Here is a 14,351-nt window from a genome sequence, read left to right on the forward strand (position 1 = left end):
ACTAGCTGAAGGGACACGGCGGGGCACGCGGACCAAGCCCCGACCGTACCGAGAGGCAGGTACTGGCCGTTCGAGGACTCGCCTGGATTTGGCACTCACTTTGAACTGCTTTCGAACCCCTGCAGCCGCGCCTGGATGAACTCTAGCAACGCCCTAACCCGCGCAGTGACCGAATGCCGGTGACTGTAGGCGGCAAGCAATTGCAGCGGCGCAGGGCTTAGATCCAGCTGCACTTCCTGCAATCGGCCCGCGGCAAGATCTTCCTGACATGGGTAGGCCGCAACGATTGCGAAGCCAAGCCCCTGACGCGCGCCCGCCACCGCAAGTTCCCCGCTGTTGACGCGATAGCGGCTACGCACAGGCACCTTCACGATCTCGCCCGCAGTGTCGAGAAACTGCCAAGGTTGGCCCTTCAGTGCGCTCACGGTTGTGATGCAAGGCAAGGACTTAAGTTCGCGCACTTGGCGCGGCATCCCAGTTTGGGTCAGTAGAGCGGGCGCCGCGACCACAATGCTGGACAACGTCGCGAGTTCGCGGGTGATGAACGCACTGTCATCTTGACGCCCCCGGTGGAAGACGATGGAGAGATCAATGTCTTCCCGCAGCGCTTCCAGACCGGTTAGGCGCGTGTCGCATTCCAATTCAATGCCGGGATGGAGACTGCAAAACTCGGCCAGGATAGGAGCGAGCAGCCTTGGCGCTTCGTTTGGCATGCACATCCTTAGCGGCCCCTTCAATTCGCGCTGTACTGCGCCGAGCTCCTCTTCCGTGGAGATCAAGGCGTCGAGCAGCGGCTTGGCGCGCCCGTAAAGCAACTTCCCGGCTTCCGTCATGCGTAGATGGCGAGTGCTGCGTTCCAGTAAGCGGACGCCCAGCCTCTGTTCCAGCGAGGCGACGTGCCGGCTGACGTTGGACGACGGCAGGGCCAGCAGGCGCGCCGCGCCGGAAAAGCTCTGCTCGTCTACTACGGCCACGTAGACACGGACTGTATTCAGGTCGAGGGTCTTGCGCATCATGTATCCCATTTACGACATCAATATCACTCATTTTTGCATCCTAATTCTCCAGATCGGCACAGTCTAGGATGGCGTTCCTTCAAATGAAGGCTCGGGACGGCGTGTCTGAGCCAATCGAACAGGAGTGCTTCAGCATGGAAATCGGAATACTTGGTGGTGGAATTGCAGGTTTGAGCGTGGCACTTGCCTTGCATAGGCAGGGGCACACCCCCCGCGTATATGAACGTCGACCAGGGCCGGCGACCATGGGAGCCGGGGTGACGCTCTGGCCCAACGCTGGCTTTGTGCTGCAAGAACTGGGGCTGTTGGAGGACGTGGCGGCAGTGGGCGGCCGGCCAGTGTCAGTGCACCGCAAAGACGCAGCTGGTGGTTCCTTGGGTGGCCTGGACATTAAGCTGCTGGACCAAATCATGGGATATCCGACACATACGATCTTGCGTCGAGACTTGCAGGCGGTACTGCTGGACCATGCGGCACGAGCTGGTATCCAGGTGGAGTTCGGACATCGAGCGGTAGCGATTGACCTAGATGCCAGCGGCAAGGCCGTGGCGCGGTTCGAGAACGGGGGGAGTATCCGTCCAGATCTGCTTATCGGCGCGGATGGCCGCATGGACTCGGTGGCGCGCAGATTCGTCGCAGAGGACAACACGCCAATTTATCAAGGCTTTGTGAACTGGATCGGAGTTGCACAGGGAAATGGTGCATTGGTGAACGACATCGAGATTCAGGACTACTGGGGTTCTGGCAATCGTTTCGGTTGCGTCGCGGTCCGGACAGATTTGGTGTACTGGGCGGCCGCTCAGGCGCGGCCATTGCCTGAGGCGACGCCCGCAGCGGATATGCACAAAGAGATTATGGATCTGTTTGCAGGATGGCCCGAGCCTGTCGCCCGCCTCATCGCGGCCACGCCGGCGCACTCCATCCAACTGATTGCCGTGCACGACTTGGAGCCGCTGCACACGTGGAGCAGAGCAAATGTGCTGCTCGTCGGAGATGCGGCGCACGCGCCGCTGCCGACCTCGGGCCAGGGCGCCTGTCAGGCTTTGGAAGATGCCTGGCATCTGGCGCGGTGCCTGGATGGGACCGACGATTGCCTTGATGAAGCATTGCTGCGCTTCGCTGCGGTCCGTAGACCAAAGACCACAAGGCTGGCAGAGCAGGGCCGAATGTTCGCGCGCGGCCTTTTCGCCGAAGACCCCGAAACCTGCCGTATTCGCAATGAGCGCGCCAAGGCGTCCGATCCATTGCGTGATGCGCAGGCCATGGCGGAAGGATGGTCGCAGGGTTTGCCGATGGCCGACTGCATTGACAGGGCGCCGGCGACCGGCGTTGGCAGTCTGTATCGTCTATGAAAGGCAGGGATAGCGCAGCGGCCGCATGGCATTCCGGCCGCAAGAAGCCTTGCTATGCGGGAGGACTCCAAGGTGGTTCAGCTGAACAATGAGATCGAATGAGTCGATGCAACATTGTGCCGATCGTTACGTCGTGGAAGAGCAGCGTCTTGTTCGTCCGGGTCGGAGAAGGACGGGCAGCCCCATGCGGGACACGCACGTAAACCCCGCTCCGCGGGCCGGCCCAGCCGCTCACGGCTGTGCGTTCGGGCGAATGCGAGGCAGTGCCTCGCAAGCAATCCGCCCTCACCCCTGGGGGCTTGTCCAAAACATCCATGTTCTGGACAGTCCCGCATGGGGCTGCCTGTCCTCCTCTGGAAAGATCCCGGCGTGCGGACCGTAGAGCAGGTAGGTCCGACCCGTGGTCGGATGTTCGCCGATCTGGCGTAGAGGTGGTTCTGCCCGGTAGCGGCGATCATTCGCCAGTTGCGGGGTGGGACCGACGGCCCGTCTTCAACGGGAGGGAGATGGGCCGTACACGTTGTCATTGGCCTGGCCGGGTTGCGCCATAGCGGCCAGGACACAACCCGGGCCGACCATCGGTATCAGGTGGAGCAGCGTCCACCAGCCGCTCTGGCCAAGGTCATGGAACCTGCGGGCGGCGAGCGCGAAGTACGGAGGGGCGCTCAGAAAGAAATAGCCGACCCAGGCATATCCGAACACGTACTCAAGGGTCAGGTCACCGGCGACGTGGCCGGGTGCGCGATGGTGCGCAAGGTAGGAAAGCCCGGCGACCCACAGCACGTTGACCATGGCCTGGAAGACGAAGAAGTACCAGAACTCGCGTCGGGACGAGCGCCCGTTGAAGGACAGGTAGCGGCGGAAGGGGCGCGTTGCCAGGCCGATCATGGTTGGATAGGGCGTTCGATGGGAGGGGCCGCGCAGGGTAGGGCGCGCGCGCGGCACAGGCCATACAACAACTATGAAATGAAAAGGCCGCCCAAGGGCGGCCTTTTCATTGCGACGATTGCTGTGCCGGGGATGCGTTGGCTTGTCTGGCGGGATCGGCCCGGTTGCCAAGCCAAACCCGGCGCTACGGCAAACGCGGGTTGCCGTAGTCGTCGCGCTCATCGCGCAGGCTGTCCTGCACCGGCGGGGCGTTGCTCATCAGCGACTGCTCTTCCACGGTGGCGCGCTCGGGTACCACCGCGGCGGTCGGCGCTACCGTGGCGGCGCGGGCCAGCGCGATGCTGTCGTCGCCGCGCTGCTGGCGCAGCGCATTGGCCAGGCACTGCGCGGCCAGGGCCGGTTCGCCGCGCTCGATGAACAGCTGGCCCAGGGCCTCCCACGCATCCGGGCCGGCGCCGGCGGCGATCGCGCGGTGCAGGTAATCCTCGGCCTGCACGTGCTGGCGCTGGCGCGTGGCGATCCGGCCCAGGGCCAGCAACAGCGCCGGGCTGGACGGCTGGTTGGCCAGCCAGCGTTGCAGGTTGGCCTGGCGGGTGGCCAGTTTGTCTACCGGCATCTGCCCGTACAGCGTCACCAGCGATTCGTCCCAGCGCGTATCCAGCGCCTGTTCCAGGGTGAGCAGGGCCGGTTCGTCCCAGTCCAGCGCGACCGCGCGCAGGGCGTAGGCCGACACCACGTCGGCATCGCTGCGCAGCGGCTTGGGGGTGGCTTCCCACTGCGCGGCCAGTGCGTTGACATCGCCCGCTTCCAGCAGCGACTGCGCGGCCAGGCGGGATTCCAGCTCGGCCACCGCCTCATCGGGCAGCACCTTCTGCTTGCGCAAGGCGCCCAGCTGGCCGTACGCCTCGTGCGCGCGCTCGGCACGCGCCAGGGCTTCGGTGCGCAGCCACAGCCCGCGCGGGGGCAGCGGCTGGATCGCGGCGGTGTCCAGCAGGTTGATCGCATCCACCGGCCGTTCCTGCGCCAGCAGGCGCTCGGCCTGCAGCAGCGCATGCAGGGTGGGGTCTTCGCCGCCCAGCCGTTGCAGGTACTGGTTGACCGCCGCCTGGTCGTCGCGCGCCTGGGCGCTGCGCACGGCGGTCACCATCGCCACCGCGCTCACTTCCTTGTCTTCGGCCGCGTTGGCCAGCAGCTTTTCGGCGCGCTGCCATTGGCCTTGTTCATGCGCCTGGATGCCTTCGATCAGGCGGGCGCGGCCCTGCTTGCGGCGGTAGCGGCCCCAGGCGCGGAACGGCGAGGCCAGCAGGCTCCACAGCAGCCACAGCACCAGCAGGCCGACCAGCACCATCAGCGCCACCTGCGGCACGGTGGAACGGTAGTCGTTGCCGCCATAGCGGTAGATCACTTCGCCGAACTGGCGCAGGTGTTCGGTACCCAGGAACTGGGAGGCGATCACGCCAAGGGCGACCGCCAGCAACAGCACCACCAGGGATTGGAATGGCTTCATCGGGTATCTCCATCGCGCATCGAGCGCAGTTGCTGCAGGGTGCTGCCAAGCTCGGGCAACGCGGGGTGCAGCACACGGGTGCGCAGTTGCTGCAGTTCAACACGTCGCGCGCGCAGGGCGGGTGAATCCGGCCACAGCCGTGGCAGCCACAACGCGACCCGGTCCAGCGCCTGGGTATAGCCGGGCTGGTCGCCGCGTTCGATGGCTGCGCGCGCCAGGGTCAGTTCCAGTTGCAGGCCGTCCCACGCGGCCATGCGTTCGGCATCGGTCAACGGGCCCTGGGTGCGGGTGGCGGTGATGGTCACGAACGGGGCCAGTACCTGGTGCCACCACGGTGTGGTGGCGTCGGCCTGGCTGTCGACCACCGTATCGGGCAGTTGCTGCAGGGCCTTGGCGAAGGCGCCCAGCTGCTGCTGGGTGGTGGCGCGCACGCCCGGGCCCAGGCTGTCCACCGCATTGCGTTCCTGCATCAGCGCCTGACGCAGGTTCAGGTAGTCGTTGCCCTGCACATCGTCCAGGGCGCTGGCCGCCAGCGCGTACAGGCGTTTGGCACCGTCCACGTCATCGGCGTAGGCCAGCCGCTGTGCGGCCTGGGCCAGCAGCAGTTCGGCCTCTTCCAGCTGCAGCGCCTGCGCGCCGTGGCGGGTGCTGTCGGCCAGCTTGGCCAGGTTGTCTTCGAGCAGCGCGCTGCGCTGGCTCAGGCCGAGCATTTCATCGCGCAGCACGCGGTTGGTGGCGGCCGCATCCTGCAATCGCTGCGCGGTCGAACGCTGGTCGCGGCGCAGCGCGTCCACGCTGTCCACCAGGCCCTGCAGCTGCAGGCTGGCTTCGGCCTGGCGCTGGTCGCTGCGGGCCTGCTCGGCCTGCCAGCGGGTCCAGCCCCAGGCCACGCCGCCGGCCACCACGGCCAGGAGCGCCAACGGCACGATCCAGCGCAGGGGGGTGGGGGCAGCAGCAGGCGAAGCGGCATCATTCATACGGGCATCCTTGTCGGTCGCGCCGGGACATCCGCAGGCTGGCGAGCGACGTGCTGCACAGCATCACCCGTGGCCTGCGCGGCCCGCAAGGCCAGACGCGGCGCCTGTTCAGGTAGATGCGGAAGTGATGATCGCGGTGTGTGCAGCCTGGACCAGCTGGCGTGGTAAGGGCCCCTCGGCCAGGCATACCCGGGGGAATCCGGCCTGGCTGGCCTGCTCGGCCAGGCGCGCGCTGGCGGCCACTACCCAGGCCTGGCGCAGCGGTGCCTGCAGATCGCCCGGCAACTGCGCCAGCAGCAGCGCCAGCGCCTCGCCGCTGCTCAGCGCCAGCGCCCACGGGCGCGGGCTGGCGCGCAGCCGCTGCAGGGTGCGCGCCGGCAGCGGCAGCGGCTGCCGCGCATACACATTGGCGCGCTGCAGCTGCGCACCGCGCGCGACCAGGGTGCTGGCGATGATGCCGCGGCCGCCGGGGGCGGTGACCAGGCCGGCGCGCAGGCCGTGCAGGTCGTCCAGGGCGGGCAGGGCCAGCAGGCCCTCGCTGTCCATCCGCGCCGGTGCCAGCACCTGCCGCGCGCCGTGCCGGTGCAGGGCCGCGGCGGTGCCAGCCCCGACCGCCAGCCAGGTTCCGGCGGGTGCGGCGTCCAGTGCCTGCAACCGCGCGGCGGCATGCACCGCCGCCGGGCTGCTGAACACCACCCGGTCGGCGTCCAGCGCGCGCGCCAGATCGGCAGCGGTGGGGGCATCGTCGCGCGCGCGCAGCCGCCACGGCGACAGCGCCACCAGCTGCGCGCCGGCGGCATGCGCGGCACGGCGCAGCGGGGCGTGCTGGCCGCGCGGGCGCAGCGAAATCAGGGTCCAGTCCGGCATCTGTGCTTGGCGGTTCATTGCGGGCATTATGCGAGCCCTTTGCCGTGGCGTTGTGGTGCCGATGTCCAATCCTGAATCCCTGCCTGCGCAGCTGGCCGCGCTGCAGCACGTACTCGACCGCATGCCGCCGGTGGCGGCCATGCAGATCCGCGTGGAGGCCTACGCCGATGGCGTGCTGTGCCTGGGCGCGCCGCTGGCGGCCAACGTCAACGACAAGGGCAACGCCTTCGGCGGCAGCCTGGCCTCGGCACTGACCCTGTCCGGCTGGGCCCTGGTCACCCTGCGCCTGCGGCTGGCCGGTTTCGACGCCGACGTGTATGTGGCCGACAGCCACGTGCGCTACCTGGCCCCGGTCTATCAGGATCTGCACGCCCAGGCGCAGGCCGCCGATGACGCCGACTGGGACGGCTTCCTGGCCACGTTCGCCCAGCGCGGCAAGGCCCGGATCGGGCTGGTGGCCCGGCAGCCGGGCACCGATGGCAAGCCGGCCGCCGAGCTGACCGGGCGTTTCGTGGCCTTCGCAAGGCGGTAGGATGGGCGCCTTGCCGATTGGGGGAATGCGCATGCGTCGTACGCTTCAGATCCTGCTGCTGGCCTTGTTTGCGCTCAGCAGCGTGACGGCCTTGGCCGCCGACCAGAAAATCACCAAGAAGCAGCGCCGGGAACTGGAAGAAACCCAGGTCAAGTACGACTCCACCCTGCGCTGGGGCACCGTCGAGGACATGCTGCCGTACCTGGACCCGGAATACACCAGGGTCCACCCGCTGACCGACCTGGAGCTGCGCCGTTTCGAGCAGGTCAAGATCTCCAGCTACCGCGCCGGGGACAACGTGCCGATGCCCGATGGCCGGGTGGGGCGTAATGCCGAGGTGCGGGTGATCAACAACAACACCCAGGCCGAGCGCCTGGTCAGGGTCAAGGAAATCTGGCGCTGGGACGCGCAGGGCAAGCGTTGGCTCCAGGCCAACGGGCTGCCGGACCTCTGGCAGGAATCCTGAATCCGGCCCCTTGGCCGGGGCTGGACGCCGGTTGATCCGCATGTGCGACAATCGGCGCCCGCTTAACGACCCGTGATCTGAGTGAATTACGAAGAGTTGCTGGCCTTTGCCGGCCGAAACCCGATGTTGTCGATGGCCCTGGTCGGCCTGACCGTGGCCATCATCGTCACCGAAGTCCGCCGCCTGCTGCGTGGCTTCAAGTCGCTCAAGCCGGCCGAACTGACCCACCTGATCAATGCCGGTGGCGCCATCGTGGTCGACCTGTCCTCGGGCAGCGATTTCGAGAAGGGCCATATCGCCGGCAGCCGCAACGTGCAGCCCAGCCAGTTCGGCCCGGAGCACAAGCTGGTGGCCAACGCCAGGCAGAGCCCGGTGGTGCTGGTATGCCGCAACGGCACCGCCTCGGAAACCGCCGCCAAGGCGTTGAAGAAGGCCGGCTTCGAACAGGTCAGCGTGCTCGATGGCGGCATTCCGTCCTGGCAGCAGGCCGAGTTGCCGCTGGTCAAGGGCCGCAACTGATTCTGCCCGGATCGCACCGCGTGCCTTGTACGTGGCGCCCGGTGCCCCCATCGCAGGGCATGTAACAATCCACTTTTCAGCATTCATTTTGGAGCTACACGAAATGTCCGACGAAACCACCAACGGCGCCGTTGCGCCGGTCGACGCCGCCACCGGCCCTTCGTTCACCGTTGAGAAGATCTACGTCAAGGACGTTTCCTTCGAATCGCCCAACGCACCGGCCGTGTTCAACGAAGCGGTGCAGCCGGAGCTGCAGCTCAACCTCAACCAGCGCGTGCAGCGCCTGGGCGAGAACGCCTTCGAAGTGGTGCTGGCTGTCACCCTGACCTGCAAGGCCGGCGACAAGACCGCCTATGTGGCCGAAGTGCAGCAGGCTGGCGTGTTCGGCCTGATCGGCCTGGAGCCGCAGGCGATCGACGTGCTGCTCGGCACCCAGTGCCCGAACATCCTGTTCCCGTACGTGCGTTCGCTGGTCAGCGAACTGATCCAGGCCGGCGGCTTCCCGCCGTTCTTCCTGCAGCCGATCAACTTCGAAGGTCTGTACGCCGAAACCCTGCGCCAGCGCCAGGAACAGGGCGAGACCTCGCTGGCTGATTCCGAGCCGGCCGGCAACGCCTGATCGGCGCTGCTGTCGTTCCGATGAGCATCCACGCAGACAAGATCGCGGTACTCGGCGCCGGCTCCTGGGGCACGGCGCTGGCCAGCCTGCTTGCGCGGCACGGTCACCGCACCGTGTTGTGGGGACGGGATGCGGCAATGGTCGAGGCCATCGACCAGCGCCACGAGAACACCCGGTACCTGCCGGGCATTCCGTTGCCCGAATCGCTGCGCGCCACTACCGACCTGGCCGCTGCGGTCAGCGATGCCACCTGGATCCTGGTGGTGGTGCCCTCGCACGCCTTCGGTGAAACCGTGCGTGCGCTGGCGCCGTTGCGCCCGGCGCAGGCCGGCGTGGCCTGGGCGACCAAGGGCTTCGAACCGGGCTCGGGCCGTTTCCTGCACGAAGTAGCGCGCGAGGTCCTCGGGCCGGACGTGCCGCTGGCGGTGGTGACCGGCCCGTCGTTCGCCAAGGAAGTCACCCTGGGCCTGCCGACGGCGATCACCGTGCACGGCGACGCGCCGGAGTTCGCCCAGCAGGTGGCCGATGCGATGCACGGCCCGGCCTTCCGCGCCTATACCGGCGACGACATGGTCGGTGCCGAGCTGGGCGGGGCGATGAAGAACGTGCTGGCGGTCGCCACCGGCGTGGCCGATGGCATGCAGCTGGGCCTGAACGCCCGTGCCGGCCTGATCACCCGCGGGCTCAACGAAATGCTGCGGCTGGCCGCGGCGATCGGCGCCAAGCCGGAGACCCTGATGGGGCTGGCCGGCCTGGGCGACCTGGTGCTGACCTGCACCGGCGATCTGTCGCGCAACCGTCGCCTGGGCCTGGCGCTGGGGCGTGGCCAGACCCTGCAGGACGCCGTGCGCGAGATCGGCCAGGTGGTGGAGTCGGTGCAGACCGCCGATGAAGTCATGCGCCAGGCGCGCCGGCACGGTATCGACCTGCCGATCTCCGACCGGGTCCGTGCCGTGCTGCATGGCGAGCAGACCCCCGAAGAGGGATTGCGTGCGTTGCTGGCACGCGAGCAGAAGCCGGAGTATCCGGACACGCTGTTCAAATGATCCACCAGAACCCCGGCCCAGCGCCGGGGTTTTGGTTTGGTGCGCCATCAACCGCAACCGCCGGGGGTAGATCCACGCCATGCGTGGATGCGCTGCCACAACGAAAAAACCCGGCACAAGGCCGGGTTTTTTCGTGGCGCACCGACGAGGTTGCGGCCATGTAAGTGAAGCCCGGCCAGGCCGGGCTTCATGACGCGTGGGAGAGAGGTCACGCGCCATCCAACACCATCTTGCGTATCGCGTATTACCAGGTGAAGCGCGGGCCGACGAACCATTCCTTGTCGCCGCCCTTGGCCAGCTTCACTTCGCCGGCCAGGCCCCAGTTCTGGTTGAGCTTGGCCTGGGCGCCGACGCGGCCGTAGAACTCGCCGTCCGGGTTGATGCCGTGCTTCTTGCTGTAGTCCTCGTAGCCGGCCATCACATAGCCCTCGAAGTTCGGGGTGAACGCGCTGCGCACGCCCACTTCGGTCGAGTAGCCGTTGAAGTCCAGGCCGTGCTTGGGATCGAACTTCTGGTACGCCACGCGTGCCACCAGGTCGGTGGTCGGGGCGATGCCGTAGTTGTAGCCCACACCGACCTTCCACTGGTCGACGTCGTTGCTGCCGCGCTTGGTTTCCTGCGCGTTGTAGTCACCGAAGACGTGGAAGTTCGGCGCCACGGCGACCGAGCCCTTCACCGCCCAACCATCCGCATCGCCACCCTTGGCGTCGGTCTTCACGTAGCCGCCTTCAACGAAGTTGTACGACAGGCCGTCGGTTGCCGAAGCGGCGAACGGCAGGGCAGCCAGCAGACCCAGGGCAAGCAAAGAAGTCTTCATATCGGGACACACCTTTAATTATTTTGGTTTTGCCGACCGCCCCCTTGGGAGGGGGAGAGAAGGGGCGGTCGACAGGTGTGAATTATCCGTTAGGCGTCACAATCGCCCCTGAATATTGAACTGACCAGTACGTGAATAAACCGGGGGTTCAGGGAACTCGGGAAGCGCGGTGTAGCCAGGGTCCAATAGCTCATGCAAGTTGCACGAACTATTGGACCAAAAGCCTGTACAGACTATTGGATCAATTCCTAGACCGCATCGGGGCTAGGCATGCTTCACGGCAGCAGGCGGCTCTTAGCAGCCTCGTGGGCCAATACAGATTCGCGACGCAGCTGAAAACTTCGGTAGTAGTGGTTGCCTTCATTTCCCGAACTATCGGCGGGGATAGTTGTGGATCGAGAGAAGGCTCTGTCACACGCGAATCGTTCTGCGGCTAGCAGCAGTCAACTCCCTCGACGAACGTTAGAGTCGGTCATCGACGAGCAGGGGCCAAACTCCACCAGTATTCGGGGATCCAAGTAAGCGAGGCCGCGATCTGACGCGTGTCAGCTACCGGCTGAAGCGGAGTCACCATCGTATCGGATACAAGTCGGGCATGCAGTTTTAGCCATCGACACAGCTGCGTGCAAGGCCTCATATAGTCGACCGAAAACCACATGGCCCACGCTGTTGCGTGGGCCATGCTTCTGCAGTTAATCGGTATAGAACAGAGGGTCGTTACTCGACTGCTTCATAAGCGTAATCGAATGTGTGCAATCTGCCCGGTTCTTGTAGGATTCGCTACTCCGGGCGATCGGCTCCCGATTGCCCGCGTAGTAGATCCAGTACCACTCGCCCTTGTTGTCTTTCTTCTGCCAGTAGCAGGGGTAGGTCACGGTGCTCATTGAGTACTCCATAGCTCCGGCCGTCACATGCGGCCAGGCTGCGTTTGGTGATACGCTAGGAGTGCCCTAGGAAATATAGGGCACTAGAGGTACCTACCAAGGCCACAACAGCGATCTCCGGCAAGAGTCCCCGCTGTTGTGGCCTTTCCGATTAAGGCTCCCGACGGGTAGGAAGCGTCAGAAGCCCATCGCTCTTCTGGTCATAGTCAGTCGTCCTCGTCGTTTTCGTCAGGGTAGAGCCAATTGATGCTCGCTTCGAAGGCCTTGATGAGTCGCTGCCGCTTAGATGAAGACATCTTGGTTCCTTCCGTCGGCAGGTCTCGGATCAGCCCAAAAATTGCGGGCGGAATTCCCGAAGTGTCAATTTCCTTCGGCTGAACAACCGCCATCGGCAGGGGCACCGTCGACGCAGGCAGTTGATCTGGGTCAATCTGAACAACTGGCGCCGGGATAGAATGTTGGTGACCATTAGCAACAAGTGGAAGCACCAATCGTCCTCGGCCCGAGGCATGGAAGAACCCTGCTGTTTCAGCAGACTCAAAGAACACCCGAAGTGCGTTCTTAACCTGAGCTTGGACGACCCTGAACTCGTTGCGAAGTAGATTTTCCAGACCTTGCTGATTAGGAAGCGGCTGCCCCTTATAGCGTTCGTAAAGCTTTTCGAACAGTTCGACGTTTAGGAACGCTGAGACCTTGCCTCGATTAGCATCTCCCCCCTCTACGGGAGCGAAGATCTTTGCAGCCAGGGGCGTAGGACGAATCATCCCGGAAACGTCCTCAACTAACCCGAACACGCGGGCCGCGCCGAACCGGGACAAAAAACCACCATTTTTAGTCCCGTTGTATCCAAGCATCGCCGCCAATTGCTCACGTGTGCAGCTTCCCCCTGCATCGTGATGAATCTTCTCGGCTACCTTCACCGAGGAATCCAAGTTGAAGTAGGGGAACTGGACTCCACTGCGGCCACGAGTTCCCTTAGACCCCTTTTCTTCCACCTGATCAGTGTTCATTGGGTATGCCGATATTCATTGAGGAAGATGATGCACGCACCGATCTTGTGATGTCAACAGGAATTACTTGTCGCAGTACTTGTATTACTTGCGCCCTCCAGGTTGATGAGGCTTCTTTTGTAAATATCCATTATAATCAATAACATACATGAAAGTCATTCGCCTCCGTTGATTTCGCCAGTGAAGTATGGTGCGTAATTTTTTAGGTTGAAGTGTTTCACGTGAATCAAAAACACAACGAAGGGGCGGATTTGGTGCGTGCCATGCCCTCTTAAAGAATGCAAGAAAGTTATAAGTGGCCTTACACATCAATGAGTTAGGCTCCATTACTCGGGTTGTATCTCAAAAATAAGATGGAGTGCGCGTGTCCGCATCCAGCATCGCGGGAGAGTTCCTCTCGGCGCCCCACTGCGGCCGCCCTAGAGCAGCAACGACATCTGTGTGCCCGGCAGCATTTGCGGACTGCGCACATCCAGGGCGAAGCATCAAAAGAAGTAAGGCGCTGATGACGTGATGATCAATCGTCATTCGTTGCGGCATGGGACCATGTCCCGAACGAGATGAACCTCGCAGCGCGTTCTTTCGGTTCGCTAGGCCTCTTCTAGATGCGGTCTGAAGCCAGTCAGATAGCTGGCCTGTGTTAGGAGGCAGGGCATGGGCTCCTTGTGGAAACTATGGGGGCGAACCAGTTAAAGCAATCGCTTATGGGTGTATGGTACAAAACGCCAACCAATTGGACACCCCTAGCCAAGCCAACTGGACAGCGGCGCCAAATGAACTGGACACCGCCGCCAAATGAACTGGACACCTGCGCCAGACTGGACGCCGCAACCAGACTGCACAGCCCGAGCGTTTGCTCCCCCTCGGGTACTTGGATGTGATGGTGTGAGTCACAGCTTGTGACGGTTTTGCGAGGCTGTCGCAGTGGCCCATGGCCTTGCAGGAAGGCGGCCTATTGTCGGCTTTGACCCATTACACAGGCTCATCTCGATTTTTCAGCCGTTGATCGGCGGGCGCCGCCGCAGGCCTGGGCTAATAGCGCAGGCGTTGATACTGCTGAGCATGCGCGTGCTGGGCCACGCGCTTTGCCCCCAGCGGAGCACGGATTGGGAGCGGGCAGCCAAGCCGAGCTTCGGGAGGTGGCCTGCCATCAGTCGCCCGGGTTAACCTGTCAGGGCACCCAGAGCCAGCCCCCATATGGACAATACCCAGCACATGGAAAAGACCAATCAACCGCGAGAAGGTGAGTTCTTCCAGCTGCAGCCGGATGCCCGCCGGGGCGGCAAGGGCCACGGGGTGGTTTTTGAGAACGAGCAGGCACTGCTGACGCCGCCGCGGCTCATCGTGAAACCCAAGGCAGGCGGCTTCCCGCCGCTGTGCGAAATACCGCGCTTGGTCTACCACCGGCGTGAGGGCGTGCTCCCCCAAGACCTTGAAGGCGGGATGAGCGGTTACTGGTTGGTCTCAGAGCGGCTTCGCCAAGTGATGGAAGCGGTAGACCCCGACGCATTCGTGTTCACCGACACCGACTACCGCTTCGCGGACGGTTCTCAGGGACCTACTTACTTTCTCTGTGATGTCGTCAGGACGCTGGATGCGCTCGATGAAGAAGCCTCCACACTCAACATCGATATCAGTGATGAGTTTGAGGCAGGCAAGTATTACGACCTCACCGGCGATGTCCGTTTGACCTTCAAGCACGAGGTGCTGGGTTCGGCTCACGTTTTCAGATTGGCATTCCACGGCGGCGTCTTTTGCGACCGTGTATTCAAGGAGGCTGTAGAGGCTGCGGGCATCGTCACCTCCAGAGAATCCAATGGGCTTTGGTTTGAAGACGTTGTGAACTGCTGA

The 14,351-nt window shown here is 64.0% G+C and carries 15 protein-coding genes; 7 read left to right on the forward strand and 8 right to left on the reverse strand.

Annotated features, from left to right (window positions below; translation table 11 throughout):
* Positions 1 to 95: 95 nt before the first annotated feature.
* Positions 96 to 1,013 (reverse strand): LysR family transcriptional regulator, encoded by a 918-nt coding sequence (locus AC3ITM_RS00770; RefSeq protein ID WP_489267638.1) that lies wholly within the window; start codon positions 1,011 to 1,013, stop codon positions 96 to 98.
* Between the two features lie 104 nt (positions 1,014 to 1,117).
* On the opposite strand from AC3ITM_RS00770, the gene AC3ITM_RS00775 reads away from it, so the two are divergent.
* Positions 1,118 to 2,368, forward strand: coding sequence for an FAD-dependent oxidoreductase (locus tag AC3ITM_RS00775; RefSeq protein ID WP_489267640.1), 1,251 nt, complete (start codon positions 1,118 to 1,120; stop codon positions 2,366 to 2,368).
* A 492-nt stretch (positions 2,369 to 2,860) separates the two neighbouring features.
* On the opposite strand, the gene AC3ITM_RS00780 is transcribed toward AC3ITM_RS00775, so the two are convergent.
* From AC3ITM_RS00780 to AC3ITM_RS00795, 4 genes are all read right to left on the reverse strand, one after another.
* Positions 2,861 to 3,256 (reverse strand): DUF805 domain-containing protein, encoded by a 396-nt coding sequence (locus AC3ITM_RS00780; RefSeq protein ID WP_489267642.1) that lies wholly within the window; start codon positions 3,254 to 3,256, stop codon positions 2,861 to 2,863.
* 184 nt (positions 3,257 to 3,440) lie between these two features.
* Positions 3,441 to 4,763, reverse strand: a complete 1,323-nt coding sequence (locus tag AC3ITM_RS00785) for a heme biosynthesis protein HemY (protein WP_489267644.1) — start codon at positions 4,761 to 4,763, stop codon at positions 3,441 to 3,443.
* The gene (locus AC3ITM_RS00790; protein WP_489267645.1) at positions 4,760 to 5,740 is read right to left on the reverse strand and encodes a uroporphyrinogen-III C-methyltransferase; all 981 of its coding nucleotides are present in this window, start codon (positions 5,738 to 5,740) and stop codon (positions 4,760 to 4,762) included. The genes AC3ITM_RS00785 and AC3ITM_RS00790 overlap by 4 nt, the downstream gene beginning before the upstream one ends.
* A gap of 108 nt (positions 5,741 to 5,848) precedes the next feature.
* The gene (locus AC3ITM_RS00795; protein ID WP_489267647.1) at positions 5,849 to 6,625 is read right to left on the reverse strand and encodes a uroporphyrinogen-III synthase; all 777 of its coding nucleotides are present in this window, start codon (positions 6,623 to 6,625) and stop codon (positions 5,849 to 5,851) included.
* Positions 6,626 to 6,668: 43 nt separating this feature from the next.
* Here AC3ITM_RS00795 and AC3ITM_RS00800 point away from each other — a divergent pair, with 43 nt between their 5' ends.
* The 5 genes from AC3ITM_RS00800 (at position 6,669) to AC3ITM_RS00820 (ending at position 9,789) form a co-directional block, all read left to right on the forward strand.
* Positions 6,669 to 7,139, forward strand: a complete 471-nt coding sequence (locus AC3ITM_RS00800) for a YiiD C-terminal domain-containing protein (protein WP_489267648.1) — start codon at positions 6,669 to 6,671, stop codon at positions 7,137 to 7,139.
* A 31-nt stretch (positions 7,140 to 7,170) separates the two neighbouring features.
* On the forward strand, positions 7,171 to 7,605 hold the full coding sequence (locus AC3ITM_RS00805; protein ID WP_489267650.1) for a hypothetical protein: 435 nt from the start codon (positions 7,171 to 7,173) through the stop codon (positions 7,603 to 7,605).
* 81 nt (positions 7,606 to 7,686) lie between these two features.
* Positions 7,687 to 8,124 (forward strand): rhodanese-like domain-containing protein, encoded by a 438-nt coding sequence (locus AC3ITM_RS00810; RefSeq protein ID WP_228884685.1) that lies wholly within the window; start codon positions 7,687 to 7,689, stop codon positions 8,122 to 8,124.
* A gap of 103 nt (positions 8,125 to 8,227) precedes the next feature.
* Positions 8,228 to 8,743 carry a protein-export chaperone SecB gene (gene secB / locus AC3ITM_RS00815; RefSeq protein WP_228884684.1) on the forward strand — a complete coding sequence of 172 codons (516 nt, stop codon included), beginning with the start codon at positions 8,228 to 8,230 and terminating at the stop codon, positions 8,741 to 8,743.
* A gap of 20 nt (positions 8,744 to 8,763) precedes the next feature.
* Positions 8,764 to 9,789 (forward strand): NAD(P)H-dependent glycerol-3-phosphate dehydrogenase, encoded by a 1,026-nt coding sequence (locus tag AC3ITM_RS00820; protein ID WP_489267652.1) that lies wholly within the window; start codon positions 8,764 to 8,766, stop codon positions 9,787 to 9,789.
* Positions 9,790 to 10,033: 244 nt separating this feature from the next.
* On the opposite strand, the gene AC3ITM_RS00825 is transcribed toward AC3ITM_RS00820, so the two are convergent.
* From AC3ITM_RS00825 to AC3ITM_RS00835, 3 genes are all read right to left on the reverse strand, one after another.
* Entirely contained in the window at positions 10,034 to 10,606 is a 573-nt protein-coding gene (locus AC3ITM_RS00825) for an OmpO family porin (protein WP_228884682.1), read from the reverse strand.
* A 692-nt stretch (positions 10,607 to 11,298) separates the two neighbouring features.
* A complete protein-coding gene (locus AC3ITM_RS00830; RefSeq protein WP_489267654.1) occupies positions 11,299 to 11,490 on the reverse strand; it encodes a YegP family protein in 192 nt (63 codons plus the stop codon).
* Positions 11,491 to 11,696: 206 nt separating this feature from the next.
* A complete protein-coding gene (locus AC3ITM_RS00835; protein ID WP_489267656.1) occupies positions 11,697 to 12,500 on the reverse strand; it encodes a hypothetical protein in 804 nt (267 codons plus the stop codon).
* A gap of 1,197 nt (positions 12,501 to 13,697) precedes the next feature.
* Between AC3ITM_RS00835 and AC3ITM_RS00840 the strand changes: the two genes are divergently transcribed.
* Positions 13,698 to 14,351 (forward strand): DUF1629 domain-containing protein, encoded by a 654-nt coding sequence (locus tag AC3ITM_RS00840; protein ID WP_489267658.1) that lies wholly within the window; start codon positions 13,698 to 13,700, stop codon positions 14,349 to 14,351.

The organism is Stenotrophomonas sp. KH_029 (assembly GCF_057839765.1).